Origin of the sequence: Kitasatospora sp. NPDC058243, from assembly GCF_042882025.1 — a bacterium.
Classification (GTDB): domain Bacteria; phylum Actinomycetota; class Actinomycetes; order Streptomycetales; family Streptomycetaceae; genus Kitasatospora.
The window spans coordinates 110,455-134,723 of record NZ_JBHVWW010000009.1; the positions used below are offsets into that span (position 1 = coordinate 110,455).

Here is a 24,269-nt window from a genome sequence, read left to right on the forward strand (position 1 = left end):
GCATAGGCGGGTACGCAAAGGTGTAACGGCAGAGGACACAAAAAACCAAGGAAGCCAGGACATGTGTGGGGACGCGGGGCCCCCCCCCCCCCCCCCCCCCCCCCCCCGCCTCCGTACCGCGGCTCGAACGAGCGTCGAGCGGTGCTGCTCAGGCCTAGCTGAACGAGTCGCCGCAGGCGCAGGAGCCGGTGGCGTTCGGGTTGTCGATCGTGAAGCCCTGCTTCTCGATGGTGTCGACGAAGTCGACGGTGGCGCCGCCCAGGTACGGGGCGCTCATCCGGTCGGTGACGACCTTGACACCGTCGAAGTCCTTGAGCACGTCGCCGTCGAGCGAGCGCTCGTCGAAGAACAGCTGGTAACGCAGGCCGGAGCAGCCACCGGGCTGGACGGCGACGCGAAGTGCGAGGTCGTCGCGGCCCTCCTGCTCCAGCAGGCCCTTGACCTTGGCCGCGGCGGCATCGGTAAGGAGGATGCCACTCTCGACGGTGGTCTCGTCCTGGACGGTCATCTGCTTTCTCCCGGTCTTTGACGACGGTTTGCCCCCAGTGCCAACCAACGGCCGTCCGGATTCATTTCCCGAACGGCGATTGTCTTCGTCGGCTTGCTGGTGGCGGAATTTCCGTGGGCCGGGTGTGCCACCCGTGTCCCCTACGCTCCCCATGCTCGCACAACCCGGGAGGGCGGGTCACCGCCCGAGCCGCGGAATCCGGGGAACCGGCCCCGGGCCGGGCCGGCGGACGCCAGGATGGTGGCCATGATCCTGCGCCAGGTCAGGGACACCGCCGCCGACGCGGAGGCCGTCCAGGAGCTCTCCCTCGCCGCGTTCGCCGATCCGGCCCTGCCCGGTCCGGCGGCCGTGCCGACCCCGCTGCAGCTGGCCCGGACGAGACATCTGGCGCGCACCGACCCGGAGGGCTGCTGGCTGGCGGAGAGCGGCGGGGAGCCGGTCGGCGCGGTGCTGTCGATGCGCCGGGAGGGCCTGTGGGCGCCGTCCCTGTTCGCGGTCCGGCCGCAGGCGCAGGGCAAGGGCGTCGGGCGGCTGCTGCTGGAACGGGCGGCGGCGCACTCGCGGGGCTGCCTGCGCGGGATGGTCTGCGCGTCGGCGTCCCCGGCGGCGGTCCGCCGCTACCGGCTGGCCGGGTTCACCCTGCACCCGGCGATGCGGCTGACCGGGCGGGTGGACCGGGCCGGGCTGCTCGACCCGGGGGACATCCCGGTGCACCGGGGCGGCGCCGTCCACCGGTACCTGCTGGACTCGGTGGACCGGCGGCTGCGCGGGTCCGCGCACGGCCCGGACCACGAGCTGATGCTGGGCCACTTCGAGGAACTGCTGATCGCCGACGCGCTGGCCGGCAGCGGCTACTGCTACCGGGACGGCGGCGAGGTGAAGCTGCTGGCGGCCACCACCAAGCGGATCGCCGCCCGGCTGCTGCGCGAGGCGCTGGCCCGGGTGCCGGACGGGGTCGAGGCGCGGGTGGAGTTCCTGACCGCCGAGCAGGAGTGGGCGCTGGACGTCGGCCTGGAGGTGGGGCTGACCCCGCAGAGCCGGGGCTTCGTCGGGCTGCGCGGGATGCGGCCGCCGGCGCCGTACCTGCCGAGCGGCGCCTTCCTGTGAACGACGGGACGACGGGACGGACGACGTGGCCCCCGCCGGCTGCCTGCTCCGGCGGGGGCCACGGGTCACCGGGGCCGATCAGGCCATGGTGTCGAGGATCTCCCGGACCATGTCCATCGTCGTGCCCGGGTGCAGGAAGGCGAAGCGGGCGACCGTCTCGCCGTCCCAACCGGTGGGGGTGACGAAGCCGATCTGGTCCGCGAGCAGCTGCTGCGACCAGCGGTAGTAGTCCTCGTTGGTCCAGCCCTTGCGCTTGAAGCAGACGGCCGAGAGCTGCGGGTCGAACAGCAGCTCCAGGTGGTCGGTGTCGCGGATGAGCTGGGCGGTGTCCCTGGCGAGCGTGAGGCCGGCCTCGATGGCGTCGGTGTAGGCCTGGGTGCCGTGGACGGCGAGGGAGAACCACAGCGGCAGGCCGCGGGCGCGCCGGGTGAGGTGGTAGGCGTAGTCGGTGGGGTTCCACTCGTCGCCCTCGGTGTGCAGGACGTCGAGGTAGGAGGCGTCCTGGGTGTGCACGGCCCGGGCGAGCTGCGGGTTGCGGTAGATCAGCGCGGCGCAGTCGAAGGGGGCGAACAGCCACTTGTGCGGGTCGACGACGAAGGAGTCGGCGTGCTCGATGCCGTTGTAGCGCTCGCGCACCGAGGGGGCGAACAGGCCCGCGCCGCCGTAGGCGCCGTCGACGTGGAACCACAGGTCCCGCTCGCGGGCGACCTCGGCCAGGCCCTTGAGGTCGTCGACGATGCCCTCGTTGGTCGTCCCGGCCGTGCCCACGACCGCGATAACGGTCTCCGGGTTCGGGTCGGCGGCCAGCGCGGCGCGCAGCGCCTCGCCGGTGAACCGGCGGTTCACGGTGGGGACCTTGAAGGCCTCGACGCCGATGATGTTGAAGGTGTTCTTGACCGAGGAGTGGACCTGGTCGGCGACGGCGATCCGCAGCCGCGCCTCCGGCCCGACGCCCAGCTTGCGGCGGGCGGTGTCGCGGGCGACGACGAGGGCGGAGAGGTTGCCCGCGGAGCCGCCGGAGACGAAGGTGCCGCCGGCCGAGGCGGGCAGGCCGGCGCGGTCGGCGATCAGGCGCAGCACCTGGTTCTCGGCGGCGATCGCGCCGGCCGCCTCCAGCCAGGAGATGCCTTGCAGGGACGCGCAGGAGACCACCATGTCGAAGAGCAGCGCGGCCTTGGTCGGGGCGCACGGGATGAACGACAGGTAGCGCGGGCTGTCGGCGGAGATCACCGCGCGGGACAGCTCGTGGTCGTAGAGCTTGAGCACGTCGGCGGGGGCGTTGCCGTCCGCGTTCAGCAGACCGGCCAACTGGGCGCGCAGGTGCTCGCCGTCACCGGGGTGGTCGAGCGGGACGGGGTCGTACTGCAGCCGGTCCCGCATGTAGTCGAAAACCAGGTCGACCAGTTCGTTGTCGGGCCGGTGCATGCGGTCGGGGGCTGCGGACACGGCTGTCCCTCTCGGCTGTGGGATGTCGGGGGATGCCCGGTCGGCGGGGCGGTTCACCGCGTGGACCGGACGTGATCAGCGTAGGCAGCGGGAGGGGTTCGCCGCGCGTCGGAACCCGGCTGGTCAGGCAGCTTTCGGGCGTCTTCGGGCCGGTCCGCGCAGGATTCCTGCGCACCGGCCGGAGGGGGCCGGACGGGCGCGCCTCAACCGATGAGCTGGGAGAGGACGACCGAGGAGCGGCTGCGCTGGACGCCGGGCTCGCGGCGGATGCGCTCGATGACGGCCTCCAGGTGGCGCATGTCGGCGGCGCGCAGGTGGACCAGGGCGTCCGGGTCTCCGGTGACCGTCCAGGCGGCGATCACCTCGGGGAACTGGCGCAGGCTGGCGAGGATCTCCTCGGGGGCGGTCCGCTCGCGGCAGTAGACCTCGACGAAGGCCTCGGTCTGCCAGCCGAGCACCGACGGGTCGAGCACCACGGTGAAGCCCCGCACCACGCCGCGCGCCCGCAGCCGGTCGATCCGGCGGCGCACGGCGGTGGCGGAGAGGTTGACCTGGAGGCCGATCTCGGCGTACGAGGCGCGGCCGTCGCGGCCGAGCCGGGCGAGCAGGAGCCGGTCGGTCTCGTCCAGGTCGGCCCCGACCACCTCGTGCGCTCGGCTGCTGGTCATCGGTGCGGGGCTCCACGGGTCGTACGGGTCGGTTGCGGCCTCGGGCGGCGGCCCTCGGACGGAGGGCGGTAGGGGCGGCTGCCGAAACGGTTCGCCAACCATTCTGGCGGATGTCAGGAGCGAGTTCACCGCTCGCAGATGACGGCCGGTGGTCCGCCGCCGGTCGGCAGCCGGTCCGCCGTCAGTCGGCCAGCAGGACGATCTTGCCCCGGGTGCGGCCCTCGGCGCTGAGCGCCTGGGCGGAGGCCGCCTGGGCGAGCGGGAAGGTGGAGGCGACGGTGACGGTCAGCCGGCCGTCGTCGGCCAGCGCGGCCAGTTCGGCGAGGTCCGCGGCGTCCGGGCGGACCCAGACGTAGTGGCCGCCGAGGGCCTTCACCCCGAAGTCGGTGATCGAGGCGATCCGGCTCTGGTCCGCCACCAGGCTCGCCGAGAGCGGGACGGCGCCGTGGCCGACCAGGTCGAGGGCCGCGTCGACCCCGCCCGGGGCGAGCGCCCGGACCCGGTCGGCCAGGCCCTCGCCGTAGAGCACCGGCTCGGCGCCGAGGCCGCGCAGGTAGTCGTGGTTGCGCTCGCCCGCGGTGCCGATCACCCGGGCGCCGAGGGCCCGGGCGATCTGGACGGCCAGGTGCCCGACCCCACCGGCCGCGGCGTGCACCAGCAGGGTCTCCCCCGCCCGCAGCCGCAGCGCCTTGAGGCTCTGCAGCGCGGTGAGCCCGGCCAGCGGCAGGCCGCCGGCCTGGGCCCAGTCCAGTGCGGCCGGCTTGCGGGCGAGGGTGCGGACCGGGGCGGAGACGAGTTCGGCGTAGGTGCCGTGCTCGACGGTGTCCTTGCGGACGTAGCCGTAGACCTCGTCGCCGGGCGCGAACTCGGTGACGCCGCCGCCGACGGCGCGGACCACGCCGGCCAGGTCCCAGCCCATGACGAGCGGGAAGTGCACGTCCAGCAGGCCGTCCAGGGCGCCGTCCCGGATCTTCCAGTCCACCGGGTTCACCCCGGCCGCCCGCATCTGCACCAGGACCGAGTCCGGGCCGACCTTGGGGTCGGGCAGGTCGGTGTACTCGACGACTTCGGGGCCGCCGTAGCGGTTGATCGCGATTGCCTTCATGGCCTCAGCCATACCCGGGCCCGGCCGGATATCGATTCGGCCACGCGAGGACCACCCCAAAACGGTCATCCGGCTCCGCCGGGGGTCCGATTCGGCGAGCGGTTCTCGTCACATCGACAGGATGGCCATCGTCACTCTGACGCTAACCGGTTATCATAGATAGCGTCAGATAGACGAAAAGGCTTCAGGCTTGATCGGCCGCACAGAAGGGCACCCGCCCGTGACCACCACCATCACCGAGACCCACGGCGTCGACCCCACTCCGACGCCGCTCGCTCTGCTGCTGCTCGGCCGCGAGGCCGACCCGAACAGCGAGCGCGGCGTCGAGTGCCCCGGCGACCTCCCCCCGGCCTCCGACCCGAACCTCGTCGAGCGCGCCCGCGCCGCCAAGGCCGCGCTCGGTGACCGGGTCTTCATCCTCGGACACCACTACCAGCGCGACGAGGTGATCGAGTTCGCCGACGTCACCGGCGACTCCTTCAAGCTCGCGCGCGACGCGGCGGCCCGCCCGGAGGCCGAGTACATCGTCTTCTGCGGCGTGCACTTCATGGCCGAGTCCGCCGACATCCTGACCGGCGACGCCCAGCAGGTCGTCCTCCCGGACCTCGCGGCCGGCTGTTCGATGGCCGACATGGCCACCGCCGAGCAGGTCGCCGAGTGCTGGGACGTGCTGACCGACGCCGGCATAGCCGACGTCACCGTCCCGGTCTCGTACATGAACTCCTCCGCCGACATCAAGGCCTTCACCGGCAAGCACGGCGGCACCATCTGCACCTCCTCCAACGCCGAGCGCGCCCTGGAGTGGGCCTTCGAGCAGGGCCAGAAGGTGCTGTTCCTGCCCGACCAGCACCTCGGCCGCAACACCGCGGTGCGCGATCTGGGCCTCTCGCTGGACGACTGCGTCCTGTACAACCCGCACAAGCCGAACGGCGGCCTGACCGCCGAGCAGCTGCGGGACGCCAAGATGATCCTGTGGCGCGGCCACTGCTCGGTGCACGGCCGGTTCAGCGTGGACTCGGTGAACGACGTGCGCGCGCGGATCCCCGGCGTCACCGTGCTGGTGCACCCCGAGTGCAAGCACGAGGTCGTCTCGGCCGCCGACATGGTGGGCTCGACCGAGTACATCATCAAGGCGCTGGACGCCGCCGAGCCCGGCTCCAAGTGGGCCATCGGCACCGAGCTGAACCTGGTCCGCCGCCTGGCCAAGGCCCACCCGGACAAGGAGATCGTCTTCCTGGACCGGACGGTCTGCTTCTGCTCCACCATGAACCGGATCGACCTGCCGCACCTCGTCTGGGCGCTGGAGTCGCTGGTCGAGGGCCGGGTGCCGAACGTGATCACCGTCGACCCGGAGACCGAGAAGTACGCCAAGGCGGCGCTGGACCGGATGCTGGCCCTGCCGTAGCCGGCCCGGCCCGACCCGGCCGCCGGAACACGGCGACACGACGAAGGGCGGGTCCCCTCCCACCGGAGGGGACCCGCCCTTTCGTCTGGCACCGGCCGCGGCGGCTACTCGGGGTAGCCCGGGATCACACCCTCGCCGTCGGCCATCAACATCTCGCGGACCTCGTCGATCGTCGCCTCGGCGCTCGGCAGGATCAGCTCGGACGGCGCCAGTGAATCCAGCGGCACCGGAGTGCCGAACTGCTTCACCGCGTCCAGCAGCTTGCCGTAGGCGCGACGGAAGTGCTCCTCGTCCCCCGACTCCACTGCGGTGACGAGCTCGGAGTCGAGCTCGTTGAGCAGGTTCAGATGGGCCTCGCCCACCTCGTACTGCCCCTCACCCATGACCCTCATGATCATGCCGTGCGTCTCCCTGGTTCGTGGGATGGAGCTCAGATCACTTGTTGTAGTTGATGCGCGGGGTGTCCTGCTGGGGGTGGGCCTGCGGCTGCTGCGGCTTGCCCTGCTCGATCGCGGCCGGACCGGAGGACGGGCCCCCCAGCTCGGCCTTCATCCGGGCCAGCTCCAGCTCGACGTCGGTGCCGCCGGCCACTCGCTCCAGCTCGGCCTCGATGTCGTCCTTGCGGCCGAGACCGCTCGCGTCATCGAGCGCACCGGACGCCAGCAGCTCGTCGATCGCACCGGCCCGGGCCTGCATCTGGGCCGTCTTGTCCTCGGCCCGCTGAATGGCCAGGCCGACGTCGCCCATCTCCTCCGAGATCCCGGAGAAGGACTCGGCGATGCGGGTCTGCGCCTGAGCGGCGGTGTACGTGGCCTTGATGGTCTCCTTCTTGGTGCGGAAGGCGTCCACCTTGGCCTGCAGCCGCTGGGAGGCGAGCGTGAGCTTCTCCTCCTCGCCCTGGAGGGCCTGGTACTGCGTCTCCAGGTCGGTGATCTGGGACTGCATGTTGGCCCGGCGGGTCAGCGCCTCGCGCGCGAGGTCCTCACGGCCCAGGGACAGCGCCTTGCGGCCCTGGTCCTCGTACTTCGCCGACTGCTGCTGGAGCTGGGTCAGCTGGAGTTCCAGGCGCTTGCGCGAGGTCGCGACGTCCGCGACGCCACGCCGTACCTTCTGCAGCAGTTCGAGCTGCTTCTGGTAGGAGTAGTCGAGCGTCTCTCGGGGATCCTCCGCCCGATCCAAGGCCTTGTTCGCCTTGGAGCGGAAGATCAACCCCATACGCTTCATGATTCCGTCGCTCATGGGCCTCGGGTGCCCCCTTCTCCGGCCTGCGGTCTCTATCTCGATACCAGACACGACGAGTGTATGTGCAGCGAGCCCGTCGCCGCAGTGCACCTGCCTGCTACAAGACTGCTACAGCGACCAGCGGAGTTCCTCCTCCCCCGGGTGGATCCGCCTCTCATCCCCTCCATAGTCCATCCGATTGATCCCCTACGGGAAGGGGCCGGGAAACCCCGGCGGGCGGCCGACCTCGCGGATCGATACGCGTTTGGGTCCGAGGGGACCCCGAGAAGCCGCCCGGCACCCCGTACGCTGGTGGTGTGTTCCGACGCCGTTCAGATGATGCAGCCGCCTCCGCCACCGTGCTGGAGAAGCCGGACGAGACCCGCCACCCCCAGGCCAAGAAGGGCCGGCCAACGCCCAAGCGCAGTGAGGCCGAGGCCCACCGGCGTACCCGGGTGACGGTGCCCAAGGACCGCAAGGAGGCCGCCCGCCAGGCCCGCGAGCGGATGCGCTCCGAGCGCGAGAAGCAGCGCACCGCGCTGATGGAGGGCGACGAGCGCCACCTGCCGGCCCGTGACAAGGGCCCGGTGCGCAAGTTCGCCCGCGACTACGTGGACGCCCGCTGGTCGCTCGCCGAGTTCTTCCTGCCCGCCGCCGTGGTCATCCTGGTGCTGAGCATCATCAAGGTGCCCGCCATCCAGCTGCTGTCCACGCTGCTGTTCCTGCTGTTCTTCGTGCTGGTGATCCTGGACTTCGTCCGCCTCGGCTTCGGTCTGCGCAAGCAGTTCGCCGAGCGCTTCGCCGGCCAGAACACCCGCGGCGCGGTCGCCTACGGCCTGATGCGCATCCTGCAGATGCGCCGGCTGCGACTGCCCAAGCCGCAGGTGCGGCGCGGGGAGAAGCCCTGACCGCCGAACCGGTGGACTCCGGCTGGGCCCCGCCTTCCTGGGAGGGGCCCGGCCTGTACGCGTTGCCGGGGCAGGGGGACGGCGGCCACGACCGGATCGGCCAGGAGCGCCGGCTGCCCTCGCGCAGCGGCTCCTTCGCCGGCGGTACCGGCGCCTGGCTGGACCGGCTCGGCGGACTGCGCAACTTCGTCCGCCAGGAGCTGGTCTCCCGGCAGCTCGCCGAGCAACTGGCCGGCCGCACCGCGCAGCGCGTCCTCGACATCGGCTGCGGCCAGGGCACCCAGGCGCTGCGCCTGGCCCGGGCCGGCCACTACGTCACCGGCATCGACTCCGACCCGGTCGCGCTCGGCGTCGCCCAGGGGGCGCTCGCCGAGGAACCGCCGGAGGTCGCCGGCCGGCTGCAACTGCTCAGCGGCGACGCCCACCAGTGCGGGCGCTGGTTCGGCCCGCGCAGCTTCGACGTGGTGCTCTGCCACGGCGTCCTGATGTACCTGCCCGCCCCCGACCCGATGATCGCCTCGCTGGCCCGGCTGCTGGCCCCGGGCGGGCTGCTCTCGCTGCTGGTCCGCAACCGCGACGCGCTCGCCCTGCGGCCCGCCGCCGCCGGGGACTGGCGGGCCGCCCTGCACGCCTTCGAGAGCGACCGGTACTACAACCGGCTCGGGCTGGCCGCCCGCGCCGACCGCCTCGCCGACCTCACCGTCACCCTCTCCGAGGTGTCGGTGCCGCTGAAGCACTGGTACGGCGTACGGGTCTTCACCGACAACGCGCCCGACGACGCGGCCCCGCCGGTGGACGGGCGGCAGCTAGCCCAGCTGCTGGAGGCCGAGGACCGGGCCGGCCGCACCGACCCGTACCGGCAGGTCGCCGCGCTGCTGCACGTGGTCGGGGCCAAGTAGCGGCCCCGCGACGGCGGTTACGCCTCGTGCAGGCTCATCGAGTAGATCACCCGGTCGTCGTCCAGCAGGACCGCCGTGTCGATGCCGTCCTCGGCGAGCTGCTTCCAGGACTCCCCGATCCAGGTCTCGGCGTCCCCCTGGCCCGCGAACTCCTCCTGCGCGCCCTCCGGCACCACCGCGGTGCCGTCCGCCTTCTCGTACCGCCACGTCCAGACCATGCCCGGCTCCTCCCACCGACGACGCTGCCTGCGTGCTGCGCACCTTAGCCTGCCCGGCCCGATCTTCCGTATGCCTGGCCGGACGCTCCGGATGCCCGGTCGGGCAGGATGGGCGGCATGGCGATCCACCACCCGCTCCCCCGCACACTGCTGCTCGGCGGCGCCCGCTCCGGCAAGTCCACCCGGGCCGAGCAGCTGCTCGCCGACCACCCGGACGTCCTGTACGTGGCCACCGGCGGCACCCGGGACGGCGACGCCGAGTGGGCCCAGCGGGTCGCGCTGCACCGCGAGCGGCGGCCGGCGAGCTGGCGCACCGCCGAGACCTGCGACCTGGAGGCCGTGCTGGCCGACCGGACCGACCCGGCGCCGGTGCTGGTCGACTGCCTGGCGCTGTGGCTGACCGCCGTGATGGACGAGTGCGGCGCCTGGGACGACGCGGTCTGGGCGGCGGGTGGGGAGGCCGCCGTCCAGCGGCGCTGCGAGGCCCTGGCGCGGGCCTGGGCGGCCACCGGGCGCACGGCCGTCGCGGTCAGCAACGAGGTCGGGATGGGCGTCGTCCCGGCGACCGCCGCAGGCCGGCGCTTCCGCGACACCCTGGGCCGGCTGAACATGGCCGTGGCGGACGCCTCCGAGCGTGTGCTGCTGGTCGTGGCCGGGCAGGTTCTGACCGTCAAGCCAGCCGCCGCCTGAACATCTGCGGCGTGTAGCCTTCCGGACGATGGACACGACCGTGGATCTCGATACGTTCTCCTCGCTCGTCGAGCGCCCCGACGAGAGCGCCCGACGGGCCGCCGAGGAACGCTGGCAGGAGGCCGGCCGGCCGCGCGGCGGGCTCGGCAAGCTGGAGGAGCTGGGTAGCTGGCTGTCGTCCGTACAGGGGCGATCCCCCGTGCGGCCGGTGTCGGCCCCCAAGGTGCTGCTGTTCGCCGCCGACCACGGCGTGGCCGCGCTCGGGGTGTCCCGGCTGCCCGCCAAGGGCGGCACCGCCGCGCGGGTGCGCGCCGTCCTGGACGGCACCGCGCCGGTCACCCGGCTGGCCCGGCGCTACGGCGCCGAGGTGCGGGTCGTCGACGTCGCGGTGGACGCCGACCCCGCCGACTTCCCGGACGACGTGGTCACCCACCGGATCCGGCGCGGCTCCGGCCGGATCGACGTCGAGGACGCGCTCACCCCCGCGGAGACCGCGCGGGCCTTCCGGGCCGGCATGGCCGTCGCCGACGAGGAGGCCGACGCCGGCACCGACCTGGTGCTGCTCGGCGACCTCGGCGTCGGCGCCACCACCGTCGCCGCCGTCCTGGTCGGCGCGCTGTGCGGAACGGACGCGGCCGCCGTCACCGGGCGCGGCTCGGGCGTCGACGACCGGGTCTGGATGGTCAAGTGCGCCACCATCCGCGACTCCCTGCGGCGGGCCCGGCCCGTCCTGGGCGACCAGCTGGCGCTGCTCGGCGCCACCGGCGGGGCCGACTTCGCGGCGATCACCGGCTTCCTGCTCCAGGCCGCGGTGCGACGGCTCCCGGTGGTGCTGGACGGCGTCGTCTCGGCGGCCTGCGCGCTGGTCGCGCAGCGGATCGCCTTCCGGGCGCCGGAGTGGTGGCGGGCCGGGCAGTCCAGCGGCGAGCCCGCCCAGGCCAAGGCCTACGACCGGCTCACCCTGACGCCGCTGCAGGACCAGGGGATCACCATGGGCGAGGGCCTCGGCGCGCTGCTGGCCCTGCCGCTGCTCCAGGCCGCGGGCGACGCGCTCGCGGACGAGGCCCCGCGGCCGTTCGTGCCGTCGGCGCCGAAGGAGCAGCCGAAGCTGCCCTCGGCGGCGGACCTGCTGCGGCGGATGTAGCAACCCGCGGCAACCTGTGGCACCAGGATCATGGCGCCCCGTCCGGCACATCGGACGGGGCGCTTCCGTTCGGAGGGAAACACGTCGTGCAGGGCGCCAGTTGGGCCGAGGGGCTCCGGTTCGGGTTCGGGACGCTGTCCGTGCTGCGGGTGCGGGTGGAGCGGTGGGACCGGGCCGCGGCGGCGCGGGCGATGACGGCGGCCCCGGTGGTGGGGCTGGTGCTCGGCGCGGTGGCCGCCGGGGCGGGGTCACTGGTGGCCTGGCGGGCCGGCGGGCTGCTCGGGGCGGTGGCGGCGGTGGGGGTGCTGGCCGCGCTCACCCGGGGGCTGCACCTGGACGGCCTGGCGGACGTGGCCGACGGCCTGGGCAGCGGGAAGCCGGCCGAGGACGCGCTGCGCATCATGAAGCAGTCCGACATCGGCCCGTTCGGCGTCCTGACCCTCCTTCTCGTGCTGCTGGCCCAGATCGCGGCGCTGGCCGGACAGTTCGCCGAGTCGACCGCACGCGGCGCGCTCGCGGTGCTGGCGTCGGCGGTGACCGCGCGGTGCGCGCTCGCCTGGGGCTGCCTGCGGTCGGTGCCGGCCGCCCGGCCGGGCGGCCTGGGCGCGATGGTGGCGGGCACCGTGGCACCCGCCGGAGCGGTCGCGGGGACGGCCGCCGCGGCGCTCGCCCTGGCCGCCCTCGGACTGTTTGACGGATCGTCAACCCTTCGTCTCCCCACGGCCGTTGTGCTCGGCGTGGGCTGCGCCCAGCTGCTGCTCCGGCGCTGCGTACGGCGGTTCGGCGGAATCACCGGGGACGTGCTCGGCGCGATGGCGGAAACCGCCGCGACCGCTTCGCTGTTCGCCCTGGCGTTGCTCGGCTGACACCGGGCGGCGCGTGATCCCACCATGCGGACTACCATGCGGGGAGCACCGCAGCCCTGCACCGTCGCAGGTCCTGCCCGCCCGGCCTGACCCGAGGAGCCGGGGCCTCTGGTGTGCGTGGCCGCGACCTGCGCGGGTGCGCGCGCCAGGGGGCCCGGACCCGGGGCGTGCCGGGCGGTCCGGCCTGCGACGGCGGGTTGCGCCGGTGCGGCAGCCTCGCCGCAACCGGCCGTGGACCGCGAAAGAACAGGACGCATTACGTGACTGCATTGTCTGTGAGCACCTCCTCCGCCGCCTCGCTGCGCGCGGACGCCCTGGTGGTCGGTGTCGCCAAGGGCCCCAAGGGCATCGTGCTGGCCCCCGGCTCCGAGGCCGTGAACGAGGCGTTCGAGGGCAAGCTGACCGAGGTCCTCAGCACCCTGGGCGCGACCGGCGCCGAGGGCGAGGCCGTCAAGGTGCCCTCCCCCGCCGGCCTGAAGGCCGCGCTCGTGCTCGCGGTCGGCCTCGGCGAGGCCGCCGAGACCGGCTACCAGCTGGAGGCGCTGCGCCGCGCCGCTGGTGTCGCCGCCCGCACCCTGGCCGGCGCCAAGAAGGCCGCGCTGGCCCTGCCGGCCGAGTCCGCGGACGAGGTCGAGGCCGTCGCGCTGGGCGGCCTGCTCGGCTCGTACGCCTTCGGCACCTACAAGGCCGACGGCAGCGGCAAGGAGCCGGTCGGCGAGCTGGTCGTGCTGGCCCCCCGCAAGGGCAGCAAGGACGCCAAGGCGGCCGTGGAGCGCGCCGCCGCGGTCGGCGAGGAGATGAACCGGGCCCGTGACCTGGTCAACACCGCGCCGAACGACCTGAACCCGAAGAGCTTCGCCGCGATCGCCCAGGCGGCCGGCAAGGAGCACGGCCTCAAGGTCGAGGTGCTCGACGAGAAGGCGCTGCTCAAGGGCGGCTTCGGCGGCCTGCTGGGCGTCGGCAACGGCTCGGCCAACCCGCCGCGGCTGGTGAAGGTGGCCTACACCCACCCGAAGGCGAAGGCCACGCTGGCCTTCATCGGCAAGGGCATCACCTACGACTCGGGCGGCATCTCGCTGAAGCCGGCCGGCCACAACGAGACCATGAAGTGCGACATGGCCGGCGCCGCCGCCGTGTTCGCCGCCGTGGTGGCCGCCAAGCGCCTGGGCCTGGCCGTCAACGTGACCGGCTGGCTGGCGCTGGCCGAGAACATGCCGTCCGGCTCCGCCACCCGCCCCGGCGACGTGCTGCGCATGTACGGCGGCAAGACCGTCGAGGTGCTGAACACGGACGCCGAGGGCCGTCTGGTGCTGGCCGACGCGATCGTGCGCGCCGGCGAGGAGAACCCGGACGTCATCGTCGACGTGGCGACCCTGACCGGCGCCATGGTGCTGGCCCTGGGCAACCGCACCTTCGGCGTGATGTCCAACAACGACGAGCTGCGCGCGACCCTGCACACCGTCTCGGGCGAGGTCGGCGAGCAGTCCTGGCCGATGCCGCTGCCGGCCGAGCTGCGCAAGGGCATGACCGAGTCGACCATCGCCGACCTGGCGAACATGGGCGAGCGGATGGGCGGCGGCCTGGTGGCCGGCCTGTTCCTGAAGGAGTTCGTGGCCGAGGGCATCGACTGGGCGCACCTGGACATCGCCGGCCCGGCATTCCACGAGAGCGCTCCGTTCGGCTACACCCCGAAGGGCGGCACCGCGAGCGCGGTGCGCACCCTGGTCCGGTTCGCCGAGCAGACCGCGGCGGGCGGCAAGGCCTGATCAGGCACCCGAGTCGACGGGGGTCCGGCGCGCGTGCGCCGGGCCCCCGTCGGCGTTCGCGCGCGGGTCCGCCGCGGGTCCGCCGTGGGTCCGTCGCGGGTCCGTCGCGGGTCCGTCACGTTCCGGCGCCGGTTACCCGCGAGTAGGCCGGGACCCCGACCCGCACCTCTGTTCGCTGCGGGCGAAACTTTGTTCCACCCTGCGGAAGACGCGGCGCCGCAGGGCCGCCCCGACGCCCGTCCGGCGGCTGTCAACCCCGCGTTGAGCTGCAATGATGCCCTTCCGTCGGGGGTATTCCCGCCCCGGTGACCGCTCTGTGGGACACCCCTGGGGTGGACCCGGACATCAGCCACCGCGAACAAGTGCGAAGATGTATTTCCGGCACGACTGGGCGCCTCACAAAGGCTTCCGACCCACCGGACCGCGACCGGCCCGGCGACCCACCCCATTGCATGGAGGACGTGACGTGGCGAACGACGCCAGCACCGTTTTCGACGTAGTCATTCTCGGAGGCGGAAGCGGCGGTTACGCCGCGGCGCTCCGCGCCGCTCAGCTGGGCCTGAGCGTCGCCCTGGTCGAGAAGGGGGAGCTGGGTGGCACCTGCCTGCACCGCGGCTGCATCCCGACCAAGGCCCTGCTGCACGCCGCCGAGATCGCGGACGAGACGAAGGAGGCCGCCGAGTTCGGCGTTCTGGCCACCTTCCAGGGCATCGACATCAACGGCGTCCACAAGTACAAGGACGACGTCGTCGCCGGCCTGTACAAGGGCCTCCAGGGCCTGGTCGCCTCCCGCAAGGTCACCTTCATCCAGGGCGCGGGGAAGCTCTCCTCGCAGACCTCGGTGGACGTCAACGGCCAGCGCATCGAGGGCCGCCACATCGTCCTGGCCACCGGCTCCGTGCCGCGCTCGATCCCGGGCCTGGAGATCGACGGCAACCGCGTGATCTCCTCGGACCACGCGCTCAAGCTCGACCGCATCCCGAAGTCGGCCGTCATCCTCGGCGGCGGCGTGATCGGCGTCGAGTTCGCCTCCGTCTGGAAGTCCTTCGGCGTCGAGGTCACCATCGTCGAGGCGCTGCCGCACCTCGTCCCGCTGGAGGACGAGAACTCCTCCAAGCTGCTGGAGCGCGCGTTCCGCAAGCGCGGCATCAAGTTCGAGCTGAAGGCCCGCTTCTCGGGCGTCGAGTACACCGAGGCCGGTGTCCGCGTCTCCACCGAGAACGGCAAGCAGATCGACGCCGACCTGCTGCTCGTCGCCATCGGCCGCGGCCCGGTCTCGTCCGGCCTCGGCTACGAGGAGAACGGCGTCGCGATGGACCGCGGCTACGTCCTGGTCGACGAGTACATGCGCACCAACGTGCCCACCATCTCGGCCGTCGGCGACCTCGCCCCGACCCTGCAGCTGGCCCACGTCGGCTTCGCCGAGGGCATCCTGGTCGCCGAGCGCCTGGCCGGCCTCAAGCCGGTGCCGATCGACTACGACGGCGTCCCGCGCGTGACCTACTCCAACCCCGAGGTGGCCTCCGTCGGCATCTCCGAGGCCAAGGCCGTCGAGCTGTACGGCAAGGAGAAGGTCGTCACCCTCAAGTACAACCTGGCCGGCAACGGCAAGAGCAAGATCCTGAAGACCGCCGGCGAGATCAAGCTCGTCCAGGTCAAGGACGGCGCCGTGGTCGGCGTCCACATGGTCGGCGCCCGCATGGGCGAGCAGGTCGGCGAAGCTCAGCTGATCTACAACTGGGAGGCCCTGCCGGCCGAGGTCGCGCAGCTCATCCACGCGCACCCGACCCAGTCCGAGGCCCTGGGCGAGGCGCACCTGGCGCTGGCCGGCAAGCCGCTGCACGCGCACGACTGATCACGCCACCACCCCCCATTTCCAGTACGCAAGACTTGATAGGAGTCGCTGAAACCATGGCGGTCTCAGTAACACTGCCCGCGCTGGGCGAGAGCGTTTCCGAGGGCACCGTCACCCGTTGGCTGAAGGCCGAGGGTGAGCGTGTCGAGGTCGACGAGCCGCTGCTCGAGGTGTCGACCGACAAGGTCGACACCGAGATCCCGTCGCCGGCCTCCGGCATCCTGGCCTCGATCAAGGTCGGCGAGGACGAGACCGTCGACGTCGGCGCCGAGCTGGCGATCATCGACGACGGCTCCGGTGCCCCGGTCGCCGCTGCGGCCCCGGTCGCCGAGGCCGCGCCCGTCGCCGCCCCGGCCCCGGTCGTGGAGGCGCCCGCCGCCCCCGCCCCGGTCGCCGCTGCCGCCCCGGCGGCTCCGGCTGCCGACGCCACCCCGGTCCTGCTGCCCGCGCTGGGCGAGTCGGTCACCGAGGGCACCGTCACCCGCTGGCTGAAGGCCGAGGGTGAGACGGTCGAGGTCGACGAGCCGCTGCTCGAGGTCTCCACCGACAAGGTCGACACCGAGATCCCGTCGCCGATCGCCGGTGTCGTGGTGAAGATCCTGGTCGGCGAGGACGAGACCGCCGAGGTCGGCGCCCAGCTCGCGCTGATCGGTGCCGCGGGTGCCGTCGCCGCCGCTCCGGCCCCGGTGGCCGCTCCGGCTCCGGTCGCCGCTCCGGCCCCGGTTGCCCCGGCCCCCGTCGCTCCGGCAGCCCCGGTCGCTCCGGCTGCTCCGGCTCCGGTTGCCCCGGCTCCGGTCGCCGCCGCCCCGGCCCCGGTGGCCCCGGCCGCGCCCGCTCCGGTCGCCGCCCCGGCTCCCGTCGCCCCGGCCGCGCCGGCTGCCCCGGTGGCCGACGCCGGTGACGCCTACGTCACCCCGCTGGTGCGCAAGCTCGCCGCCGAGCACGGTGTCGAGCTGTCCTCCGTCGCCGGTACCGGCGTCGGCGGCCGCATCCGCAAGCAGGACGTCGTCGCCGCCGCGGAGGCCGCCAAGGCCGCCCCGGCCCCGGTCGCCGCCGCCGCTCCGGCCGCTGCGCCGAAGGCCGCCGCCGCGCCGTCCGCCCTGCGCGGCCAGACGGTCAAGATGACCCGCATGCGCAAGGTCATCGGCGACAACATGCTGAAGGCCCTGCACGAGCAGGCCCAGCTGACCAGCGTGGTCGAGGTGGACGTCACCAAGATCATGTCGCTGCGCGGCAAGGCCAAGGAGGGCTTCCTCGCCCGCGAGGGCGTCAAGCTGTCCCCGATGCCGTTCTTCGTCAAGGCCGCCGCCCAGGCGCTGAAGACCCACGCGGTCGTCAACGCCCGGATCAACGAGGCCGAGGGCACCATCACCTACTTCGACACCGAGAACATCGGTATCGCGGTGGACTCCGAGAAGGGTCTGATGACCCCGGTCATCAAGGGTGCGGGCGACCTCAACATCGCCGGCATCTCGAAGAAGACCGCCGAGCTGGCCACCAAGGTCCGCGACAGCAAGATCACCCCGGACGAGCTGTCCGGCGCCACCTTCACCATCAGCAACACCGGCTCGCGCGGTGCGCTGTTCGACACCGTGATCGTGCCGCCGAACCAGGTCGCCATCCTGGGCATCGGCGCCACCGTCAAGCGCCCGGTGGTCATCGAGGCCGACGGCGGCACCGCCATCGGCATCCGCGACATGACCTACCTGTCGCTCTCCTACGACCACCGCCTGGTGGACGGCGCCGACGCCGCCCGCTACCTGGTCGCGGTCAAGGAGATCCTGGAGGCCGGCGAGTTCGAGGTCGAGCTCGGCCTGTAAGGCACCACTGCCGGTCCGCGGTTTCGGCTGCACGGAGCCCCGCGTCGTCCCTGGACGGCGCGGGGCTCCGCCGTTGCCGGTGTGTCCGCCTGCCGTCCGCCTGCTCCTGGCCGCGCCTGGCCGCCTCCGACCCGCGCCCGGCTGCGTCGAACATCACCAGCGTTTCGCCGGGCCATGGCATGCGCGGGGGCTGGCGAACGGGGATGCTGGAGCGGTGATGGACGAGACCGACTTCTGGCAGATGATCGACGAGACCCGGGAGGACGCCGACGGCGATCCGGACGAGCAGGCCGACCGGCTGGTGGAACGGCTGGTCCAGCTGACCCCGGACGACGTCATCGACTTCGCCCGGCTGTTCGAGGCCCGGTTCCAGCGGGCCTACCGCCACGACCTCTGGGGCGCCGCCTACCTGCTGCTGGACGGCGCCTCCGACGACACCTTCGACTACTTCCGCTGCTGGCTGATCGGCCAGGGCCGGGACGTCTTCGAGGGCGCTCTGTTCGAGCCGGACGACCTGGCGGACCTGCTGCCCGAGTTCGACGAGGAGGAGGACGGCGAGGCCGAGGACCTCGGCTACGCCGCCGACGAGGCGTACGAGCAGCTGACCGGGCTGCCGCTGCCCGAGGTGGGCGGGCGACAGTCCGGCCGACCGGCCGGGGCCGCGCTGGACTTCGACGACCCGGACGTCATGGCGAAACGGTTTCCCAAGCTCTGGGAGCGCTACGGGGATTAGGGCGCGTCAGACACGCCCACGGCGTGAGCGGCGCCGGACGCGTCAGGCGGTGCTGCCGCCGCCGGACGTGCCGTCCTGCTTGACGCCCTTGAGGATCTGGTCCAGCACGGACGCGTCCGGCGCGCTCGGGGTGTCGTCCACCCCGCCCTCGAACACCACGAAGCCGCCGCCCTTGGCCGGGACGGCGGCCAGCAGGACGTAGCCCTGGGTACCGTCCGCGGTGCGGATGTGCCAGCGCACGGCGTAGCCGGACACGCCCGCGACGGTCGTGTAGCCGGAGCCGGAGTCGGTGTGCGAGCTGATCCCGGTGAAGATCTGGCCGGCGTACGCCGGCATGGTGGCCTCGGCGGCCGTCTTGGCGGTGACGCCCTGGACGGTGTCGGTCTCGACCGAGAACTGGCCGCGGATGCAGGAGTTGCCGTCCGGGCAGGTGTAGCGGCCGGTGCCCAGGTAGACCGTGGAGTGCGGGGAGTTGGGCGCCACGTCCCAGCCGTCGAGCACCGGGACGGTGATCGCGTGCTGGGCGTCCGGGACGGTGCTCCTGACGGTCGGCGCCGGTTTGGGCGCGGGCGTCGGGGCGGGCGTGCCCGCCGTGGGGCTCGGGGCGGGGCCGGCGCCCCGGGTGATGGTGACCGTCGGGTTCGGGGCCGGGTCGGCCTGCGGGGAGCCGCCGCCGCTGAGCACGATCCCGGCGACGATCCCGCCCACGGCCAGGACGGCGACCGCGATGCCGACGACCAGGCCGGGCCTCATCCGGCCGGGCGCCGGCTGCTGCGGCGGGTAGCCCGGCGCCGGGTAGCCGTAGCCCGCGCCCTGGGCGGGGTAGCCGTCCTGGGCCGGGTAGTAGCCGTCCTGGCCCGGGTAGCCGTAGCCCGGGGCGGGGGCGCTGCCCGGGTAGCCGTGGCCGGGGGCGTCCTGCGGGCCGCCGTAGCCGTACCCGGGCTGCCGGCCGGGGGGCTGCCAGCCCTGGGTGGGGGCGTCGGCGAGTTGGCCGGCGCCGCCTTGGAGCGGGCGCACCTCGCTGGTCCAGGCGTTGCCGTCCCACCAGCGCTCGTGACCGGGGGTGCCGTCCGCACCGGGGACCGGGTACCACCCGGGGGGCGTCGAGTTGCTCACGGCCGTACGGTACCCGGCGGGGTGCTGGTCCAGACAGAGCGGATCGGTCACGACTCTGCACCGCCCGCCGACCTGACTGATCGTCAGTTTCGGCGGACGGAAAGGCCGGTCGGGCTTGTCAGTGCGCCAGGCTGCGGGCCATCAGGACGTCGTCCACGTACGACCCGTCGATCAGGAACTCCTCCGCGAGCGAGCCCTCGACGACGAAGCCGCAGCCCTCGTAGAGGCGGCGGGCCGGGGCGTTCCAGCCGAGCACCCGCAGGGTCATCCTGCGCGCGCCCGCGGCCCGGGCGGCCTCGCAGGCCGCCTCGACCAGGCGCCGGCCGACACCCCGGCCGCGGGCCGTGCCGTCGACGACCAGGCCCTGGATCTGCCGGACGTGCCGGTTGCTGGCCAGCGGGGTCGGCGGGACCTGGCGGACGTAGCCGACCACCCGGCCGTCCAGGAGGGCGAGCAGGTACTGCTCCGGGGTGTGCCGTTCGTCGAAGACGCCGTCCCCCTCGGGCGGCTGCGGGGAGACGTCGGCCAGCGGGGACCAGGCGGCACGGTTGAGAACGGCGAGTTCGACCTCGTCCTCGGGCTGAGCTGGGCGGATGATCAGATCGTCCTCGTGCATGCGCGTCATGCTAGTGAGGCGCATGCCGACATGACAGGGCTTTGGGAACTGGGAGGATGGACGCATGCGCATCGCTGTCACAGGCTCCACGGGATTGATCGGCTCGGCTCTCGTCCGCTCCCTGCTGGCGGACGGCCACGAGGTGGTCCGGCTGGTCCGGCGCCGCTCCAGGACGGGCCCGCAGCCCGACGGCAGCACGGCCATCGGCTGGAACCCGCTGCTCGGCCAGGTCGAGCAGGACGGGCTGGCCGGGGTCGAGGCGGTCGTGCACCTGGCCGGCGCCGGGGTCGGCGACCACCGCTGGACGGACGCCTACAAACGGGAGATCCGGGAGAGCCGGGCACTCGGCACCGAGACGCTGGCCGTCGCACTGGCCGCGCTCAAGGAGCCGCCCCGGGTGCTGGTCAGCGCCTCCGCCGTCGGCTGGTACGGGCAGACCGGCGACCGGGTGATCGACGAGGACTCCCCCGCCGGCGACGACTTCCTGGCCGAGGTCTGCGTGGAGTGGGAGGCGGCCGCGCGGCCGGCCGAGCTGGCCGGCATCCGGGTCGTCCACCCGCGCACCGGGATGGTGCTGTCCGCGGCCGGCGGGGCCGGCGCGCGGCTGTTCCCGCTGTTCAAGCTGGGGCTGGGCGGGCGGCTCGGCGACGGGCGGCAGTACTGGAGCTTCATCTCGCTGGCCGACCAGGTCGCCGCGCTGCGGTTCCTGATCGACCGGGACGACCTCTCCGGCGCCGTCAACCTCACCGCGCCCGATCCCGTCACCAACGCCGAGCTGACGGCGGCGCTCGGGCGGGTGCTCCGGCGGCCGACCCCGTTCCCGGTGCCGGAGGCGGTGCTCAAGGTGGTGCTCGGCGAGCTGGCGGTCGAGGTGGTCGGCAGCCACCGGGTGGTGCCGCGGCGGCTGCTGGACGCGGGCTTCCGCTTCGCGCACCCGGACGTGGACGCGGCGGTACGCGCGGCGCTGTAAGTGGCGCCGTGCGTGGCGGTGGGGGCGACCGGTGGCGCGGAACCCTGCCGTCCGCCGCGGGTTTCCGGCACGGGCTGCACGGCGGGGCTCCGGTACGTCCCGCTGCGTACGGCGGCTACGGCATTCGCGCTGGCCAGGGGCATATGCCGGGCGGAGATCGGGTGGGGGTCGGACGGGGCTCCGGGAGGGGGCGCATGGGAGCACACACCGGGCGCGTCGCACGCCCCCGGTGACCGTGCGCGCCCGCCAACCCCGGAACCCGGCCCCAACGGCGCACTGTCCGTGACCGCGCTCCCGCCCGGTGCCGCACGCCCCCTCTCGACCCTTGGATCGGGCCCGATGCGCTTGTCTGATGCTCACACTGACTGGGCATCACACCGTCGGACCGTGTCCCGGCACCCCGCTGCCTGCGTCGGCCGGAGCCCCGGGACCAGGGAGGGAGCACGCCAGTGCCCACATACGACTTCACCCGCCGCGCCCGCCGCCCGTCCGACCCTGACGTCATCGTCATCGGCGCCGGACTCGCCGGCCTGGCCGCCGCACGCACGCTCACCGGCCGCGGCCTCACCGTGCAGATCCTTGAGGCCACGGACCGGATCGGCGGCCGGATGGCCACCCGCGAACTGGACGGATTCCGGCTCGACGACGGCAGCCACCTGCTGAACACCGCCTTCCCCGAACTCCGCCGCGTCCTCGACCTCGACCGCCTCGACCTGCGCCCGCTCGCCCCCGGAGTCCTCGTACACAGCGGCGGCCGCCGCTACCGCACCGGGGACCCGCAGCTCACCACCGCCCGGCAGGCCGCCACCCGCGCCCCACTCGGCAGCCCGCTCGACAAGGCCCGGCTCGGCAGCTGGCTCGGCCGGCTCGCCACCACCCCCGCCAGCCGGCTCAAGGCCCGCCCGGAGACCACCACCGCCCGCGCGCTGGCCGGCCACGGGCTCGCCCCTCGCACCCTCGACGGCTTCCTGCGGCCACTGCTCAGCGCGCTGCTCAGCGATCCCGCCCTCGGCACCAGCAGCCGGATCGCCGACCTGGTCCTGCGCTCCTACGCGCGCGGACGGCTCTGTCTGCCCGCCGGCGGGATCGCGGCCGTGCCGGCCCAGCTGGCCGCCACCCTGCCCGCCGGCACCGTACGCACCGGGGTGCAGGTCACCTCGATCACCGCCGACGGCGTGGAGACCGCCGCCCACGGGCGGATCGGCGCCCAGGCCGTCGTCCTCGCCACCGACGCCCGCTCCGCCGCCGAACTGCTGCCCGGGCTACGGCTGCCGGACTTCCACCCCGTCACGACCTTCTACCACGCGGCCGACCGCACCCCGCTGGGCGAGGCCGTCCTGCTGCTCGACGGCGACCGGCCCGGCGGGCAGCCGCCGCTGGTCTCGCACTCGCTGGTGCTCAGCGAACTGCACCCCGCCTACGCCCCCGCCGGACAGGCGCTGATCGCCACCACCGTGCTCGGGCGGCGCTCCTTCGACGCGGGCGGCCCGGCCGGACTGGAACCGGCGGTCCGGGCCCGGCTCGCCGAGCTGTACGGCGCCTCGACCACCGGCTGGCAGTTCCTGAACGTGCGGCACGTCCCGGACGCGCTGCCCGCGATGCCGCCGCCGCACAACCCCCGGCGCCCGGTGCGGGTGCTGGCCGGGCTGTACGTCGCCGGGGACCACCGGGACACCAGCACCGTGCAGGGCGCGCTGGTCTCCGGGCGGCGGGCCGCGCAGGCGGTGCTGCGCGACCTCGGCGTCCCGGCCAACGCCCGGGAGGCCGAGGCGGCGGCCTGAGCCCGTCGGGGTCGGCCCGGCGGGCTCCCGGCCTGGTTCCCGGCCCGGCTCCCGGCCCGGCGGGCTCCCGGCCTGGCTCCCGGGACACGCTGGCGGCCCGCCGGTGGGTGACGGACCGGCGGCATGCCAGGATGCCGACATGACCGCTCATCGGATGATTTACACCGTCCGGCCGGTTGCGCGGTGAGCGCCGCCGTCCAGCCGGTGGCCCTGATCCTGATCCCCGCCGCGGCCGTCGCCGCGCCGCTGCTCGCCGACCGCCTGCTGCGGTGGATCGCCGTCCCGACCGTCGTGTTCGAGATCCTGCTCGGCGTCCTGATCGGCCCCGACGTCCTGAACTGGGCGCGCGTCGACGACCTGGTCAACGCGCTCTCCCAGTTCGGCCTGGCCATGCTGATGTTCCTGGCCGGGTACGAGATCGACTTCGCCAAGCTGCGCGGCGGCCCGCTGAAACGGGCGGGCACCGCGTGGCTGGTCTCGCTCGTGGTGGCGCTCGGCGTGGGCGCGCTGGTCAACCGGGACCCGCTGAACGGCGCCTTCGCCGGGCTCGCGCTCACCACCACCGCCCTCGGGACCATCCTGCCGATCCTCCGCGACTCCGGCGAACTGCCCACCCCCTTCGGCTCGTTGGTGATGGCCACCGGGGCGGTCGGCGAGTTCGGGCCGATCATCGCGATCGCCATCCTGCTCAGCGGCAACTCCCCGGTCCGGACGGCCGTCATCCTCGGCGCCTTCGCGGTGATCACCGCCGTCGCGGTCCTCGGCGCACGCCGCCCCCGGCCCGCCTGGGCCACCCGGCTCATCGAGCGCACCCTGCGCACCTCCGGGCAGTTCGCCGTCCGGGCGGTGATCCTGGTGCTCGCCGTCATGGTGGCCGCCGCGATCTGGCTCGACCTGGACATGCTGCTCGGCGCCTTCACCGCCGGGATCGTCTCCCGGCTGCTGCTCTCCGACATCCGCCGGGCCGAGGAGGAGGTGATCGAGGCCAAGCTGGAGAGCATCGGCTTCGGTTTCCTGGTGCCGGTGTTCTTCGTGGTCAGCGGGATGAACTTCGACCTGTCCGCCCTGCTGGACGACCCCGGCACGATACTGCTCGTCCCGGTGTTCCTGCTGCTGCTCCTGGCCGTGCGCGGACTGCCCGCCGGGCTGCTCGCCCCGGCCGGACTCGGCCGGCGGGACCGCACGGCGCTCGGGCTCTACGGCGCGACGGCGCTGCCGCTGGTCGTGGTGATCACCACCATCGAGGTGGACGACGGCCACCTGCCGTCCTCGACGGCGGCCGCGCTGGTCGGCGCCGGCATGCTCTCGGTGCTGGTGTTCCCGCTGGTGGCGCAGCGGGTGCGCGGCGGTGTCCGGCCGCCCTCGCCGGAGGCCGGGCAGCCGCGCGTCCGGGCCGAGAGCTGGTGACCCGCTTCGCTCCCGCCCGT

At 73.6% G+C, this 24,269-nt stretch carries 23 protein-coding genes; 14 read left to right on the top strand and 9 right to left on the bottom strand.

Features of this window, described 5'->3' with window-relative positions; translation table 11 throughout:
- Positions 1–154: 154 nt before the first annotated feature.
- Positions 155–508 (bottom strand): iron-sulfur cluster insertion protein ErpA, encoded by a 354-nt coding sequence (gene erpA / locus ACFVX9_RS09365; protein ID WP_030391519.1) that lies wholly within the window; start codon positions 506–508, stop codon positions 155–157.
- Positions 509–754: 246 nt separating this feature from the next.
- Here erpA and ACFVX9_RS09370 point away from each other — a divergent pair, with 246 nt between their 5' ends.
- Positions 755–1,615 carry a GNAT family N-acetyltransferase gene (locus ACFVX9_RS09370; RefSeq protein WP_380482029.1) on the top strand — a complete coding sequence of 287 codons (861 nt, stop codon included), beginning with the start codon at positions 755–757 and terminating at the stop codon, positions 1,613–1,615.
- Between the two features lie 78 nt (positions 1,616–1,693).
- On the opposite strand, the gene ACFVX9_RS09375 is transcribed toward ACFVX9_RS09370, so the two are convergent.
- From ACFVX9_RS09375 to ACFVX9_RS09385, 3 genes are all read right to left on the bottom strand, one after another.
- Positions 1,694–3,061, bottom strand: a complete 1,368-nt coding sequence (locus tag ACFVX9_RS09375; RefSeq protein WP_244293334.1) for a pyridoxal-dependent decarboxylase — start codon at positions 3,059–3,061, stop codon at positions 1,694–1,696.
- Between the two features lie 203 nt (positions 3,062–3,264).
- Positions 3,265–3,729: an Lrp/AsnC family transcriptional regulator gene (locus ACFVX9_RS09380; RefSeq protein ID WP_063347298.1), complete on the bottom strand. Its 465-nt coding sequence runs from the start codon at positions 3,727–3,729 to the stop codon at positions 3,265–3,267.
- 181 nt (positions 3,730–3,910) lie between these two features.
- A complete protein-coding gene (locus tag ACFVX9_RS09385) occupies positions 3,911–4,834 on the bottom strand; it encodes an NADP-dependent oxidoreductase (protein ID WP_063347299.1) in 924 nt (307 codons plus the stop codon).
- A gap of 232 nt (positions 4,835–5,066) precedes the next feature.
- Here ACFVX9_RS09385 and nadA point away from each other — a divergent pair, with 232 nt between their 5' ends.
- Complete coding sequence (gene nadA, locus ACFVX9_RS09390; RefSeq protein WP_063351058.1) at positions 5,067–6,239, top strand: quinolinate synthase NadA; 1,173 nt, start codon at positions 5,067–5,069, stop codon at positions 6,237–6,239.
- Positions 6,240–6,343: 104 nt separating this feature from the next.
- Here the strand turns inward: nadA and ACFVX9_RS09395 are convergent, their stop codons facing one another.
- Positions 6,344–6,637 (bottom strand): hypothetical protein, encoded by a 294-nt coding sequence (locus ACFVX9_RS09395; RefSeq protein ID WP_380374679.1) that lies wholly within the window; start codon positions 6,635–6,637, stop codon positions 6,344–6,346.
- Positions 6,638–6,674: 37 nt separating this feature from the next.
- Positions 6,675–7,478 carry a PspA/IM30 family protein gene (locus tag ACFVX9_RS09400; RefSeq protein WP_079135541.1) on the bottom strand — a complete coding sequence of 268 codons (804 nt, stop codon included), beginning with the start codon at positions 7,476–7,478 and terminating at the stop codon, positions 6,675–6,677.
- Between the two features lie 299 nt (positions 7,479–7,777).
- On the opposite strand from ACFVX9_RS09400, the gene ACFVX9_RS09405 reads away from it, so the two are divergent.
- Positions 7,778–8,368: a DUF3043 domain-containing protein gene (locus ACFVX9_RS09405; protein ID WP_363372077.1), complete on the top strand. Its 591-nt coding sequence runs from the start codon at positions 7,778–7,780 to the stop codon at positions 8,366–8,368.
- Positions 8,369–8,526: 158 nt separating this feature from the next.
- Positions 8,527–9,267 carry a class I SAM-dependent methyltransferase gene (locus ACFVX9_RS09410; RefSeq protein WP_107453016.1) on the top strand — a complete coding sequence of 247 codons (741 nt, stop codon included), beginning with the start codon at positions 8,527–8,529 and terminating at the stop codon, positions 9,265–9,267.
- 17 nt (positions 9,268–9,284) lie between these two features.
- Here the strand turns inward: ACFVX9_RS09410 and ACFVX9_RS09415 are convergent, their stop codons facing one another.
- Positions 9,285–9,485, bottom strand: a complete 201-nt coding sequence (locus ACFVX9_RS09415; protein WP_350886321.1) for a hypothetical protein — start codon at positions 9,483–9,485, stop codon at positions 9,285–9,287.
- 117 nt (positions 9,486–9,602) lie between these two features.
- On the opposite strand from ACFVX9_RS09415, the gene cobU reads away from it, so the two are divergent.
- The 7 genes from cobU to ACFVX9_RS09450 all read left to right on the top strand — a co-directional run bounded on the left by cobU (position 9,603) and on the right by ACFVX9_RS09450 (position 18,359).
- Positions 9,603–10,175 carry a bifunctional adenosylcobinamide kinase/adenosylcobinamide-phosphate guanylyltransferase gene (gene cobU, locus ACFVX9_RS09420; RefSeq protein WP_380374677.1) on the top strand — a complete coding sequence of 191 codons (573 nt, stop codon included), beginning with the start codon at positions 9,603–9,605 and terminating at the stop codon, positions 10,173–10,175.
- Between the two features lie 28 nt (positions 10,176–10,203).
- Positions 10,204–11,319 carry a nicotinate-nucleotide--dimethylbenzimidazole phosphoribosyltransferase gene (locus ACFVX9_RS09425; RefSeq protein WP_380374675.1) on the top strand — a complete coding sequence of 372 codons (1,116 nt, stop codon included), beginning with the start codon at positions 10,204–10,206 and terminating at the stop codon, positions 11,317–11,319.
- Between the two features lie 86 nt (positions 11,320–11,405).
- Positions 11,406–12,185, top strand: coding sequence for an adenosylcobinamide-GDP ribazoletransferase (locus ACFVX9_RS09430; RefSeq protein WP_380374673.1), 780 nt, complete (start codon positions 11,406–11,408; stop codon positions 12,183–12,185).
- A 260-nt stretch (positions 12,186–12,445) separates the two neighbouring features.
- The gene (locus tag ACFVX9_RS09435) at positions 12,446–13,951 is read left to right on the top strand and encodes a leucyl aminopeptidase (RefSeq protein WP_380482035.1); all 1,506 of its coding nucleotides are present in this window, start codon (positions 12,446–12,448) and stop codon (positions 13,949–13,951) included.
- Between the two features lie 466 nt (positions 13,952–14,417).
- The gene (gene lpdA, locus ACFVX9_RS09440) at positions 14,418–15,806 is read left to right on the top strand and encodes a dihydrolipoyl dehydrogenase (RefSeq protein WP_363372086.1); all 1,389 of its coding nucleotides are present in this window, start codon (positions 14,418–14,420) and stop codon (positions 15,804–15,806) included.
- Positions 15,807–15,862: 56 nt separating this feature from the next.
- Complete coding sequence (gene sucB / locus ACFVX9_RS09445; RefSeq protein WP_387981127.1) at positions 15,863–17,626, top strand: 2-oxoglutarate dehydrogenase, E2 component, dihydrolipoamide succinyltransferase; 1,764 nt, start codon at positions 15,863–15,865, stop codon at positions 17,624–17,626.
- A gap of 217 nt (positions 17,627–17,843) precedes the next feature.
- Positions 17,844–18,359 (top strand): DUF4240 domain-containing protein, encoded by a 516-nt coding sequence (locus ACFVX9_RS09450; protein WP_350885237.1) that lies wholly within the window; start codon positions 17,844–17,846, stop codon positions 18,357–18,359.
- Between the two features lie 42 nt (positions 18,360–18,401).
- Here ACFVX9_RS09450 and ACFVX9_RS09455 read toward each other — a convergent pair whose 3' ends face one another.
- Positions 18,402–19,475 (bottom strand): DUF2510 domain-containing protein, encoded by a 1,074-nt coding sequence (locus ACFVX9_RS09455; RefSeq protein ID WP_387981128.1) that lies wholly within the window; start codon positions 19,473–19,475, stop codon positions 18,402–18,404.
- A 118-nt stretch (positions 19,476–19,593) separates the two neighbouring features.
- Positions 19,594–20,100, bottom strand: a complete 507-nt coding sequence (locus ACFVX9_RS09460; protein ID WP_380374666.1) for a GNAT family N-acetyltransferase — start codon at positions 20,098–20,100, stop codon at positions 19,594–19,596.
- Between the two features lie 55 nt (positions 20,101–20,155).
- Between ACFVX9_RS09460 and ACFVX9_RS09465 the strand changes: the two genes are divergently transcribed.
- The 3 genes from ACFVX9_RS09465 to ACFVX9_RS09475 all read left to right on the top strand — a co-directional run bounded on the left by ACFVX9_RS09465 (position 20,156) and on the right by ACFVX9_RS09475 (position 24,249).
- Positions 20,156–21,061 carry a TIGR01777 family oxidoreductase gene (locus ACFVX9_RS09465; RefSeq protein WP_363372099.1) on the top strand — a complete coding sequence of 302 codons (906 nt, stop codon included), beginning with the start codon at positions 20,156–20,158 and terminating at the stop codon, positions 21,059–21,061.
- Positions 21,062–21,510: 449 nt separating this feature from the next.
- Entirely contained in the window at positions 21,511–22,842 is a 1,332-nt protein-coding gene (locus ACFVX9_RS09470) for an NAD(P)/FAD-dependent oxidoreductase (protein ID WP_387981129.1), read from the top strand.
- A gap of 183 nt (positions 22,843–23,025) precedes the next feature.
- On the top strand, positions 23,026–24,249 hold the full coding sequence (locus ACFVX9_RS09475) for a cation:proton antiporter (RefSeq protein ID WP_063347315.1): 1,224 nt from the start codon (positions 23,026–23,028) through the stop codon (positions 24,247–24,249).
- The last annotated feature ends 20 nt before the right edge of the window (positions 24,250–24,269 follow it).

Coding starts and splice junctions, on each gene's coding strand:
- erpA (WP_030391519.1), bottom strand. CDS start 508: ATGACCGTCCAGGACGAGACCACCGTCGAGAGTGGCATCCTCCTTACC.
- ACFVX9_RS09370 (WP_380482029.1), top strand. CDS start 755: ATGATCCTGCGCCAGGTCAGGGACACCGCCGCCGACGCGGAGGCCGTC.
- ACFVX9_RS09380 (WP_063347298.1), bottom strand. CDS start 3,729: ATGACCAGCAGCCGAGCGCACGAGGTGGTCGGGGCCGACCTGGACGAG.
- ACFVX9_RS09385 (WP_063347299.1), bottom strand. CDS start 4,834: ATGAAGGCAATCGCGATCAACCGCTACGGCGGCCCCGAAGTCGTCGAG.
- ACFVX9_RS09395 (WP_380374679.1), bottom strand. CDS start 6,637: ATGATCATGAGGGTCATGGGTGAGGGGCAGTACGAGGTGGGCGAGGCC.
- ACFVX9_RS09400 (WP_079135541.1), bottom strand. CDS start 7,478: ATGAGCGACGGAATCATGAAGCGTATGGGGTTGATCTTCCGCTCCAAG.
- ACFVX9_RS09415 (WP_350886321.1), bottom strand. CDS start 9,485: ATGGTCTGGACGTGGCGGTACGAGAAGGCGGACGGCACCGCGGTGGTG.
- cobU (WP_380374677.1), top strand. CDS start 9,603: ATGGCGATCCACCACCCGCTCCCCCGCACACTGCTGCTCGGCGGCGCC.
- ACFVX9_RS09425 (WP_380374675.1), top strand. CDS start 10,204: ATGGACACGACCGTGGATCTCGATACGTTCTCCTCGCTCGTCGAGCGC.
- sucB (WP_387981127.1), top strand. CDS start 15,863: ATGGCGGTCTCAGTAACACTGCCCGCGCTGGGCGAGAGCGTTTCCGAG.
- ACFVX9_RS09450 (WP_350885237.1), top strand. CDS start 17,844: ATGGACGAGACCGACTTCTGGCAGATGATCGACGAGACCCGGGAGGAC.
- ACFVX9_RS09460 (WP_380374666.1), bottom strand. CDS start 20,100: ATGACGCGCATGCACGAGGACGATCTGATCATCCGCCCAGCTCAGCCC.
- ACFVX9_RS09465 (WP_363372099.1), top strand. CDS start 20,156: ATGCGCATCGCTGTCACAGGCTCCACGGGATTGATCGGCTCGGCTCTC.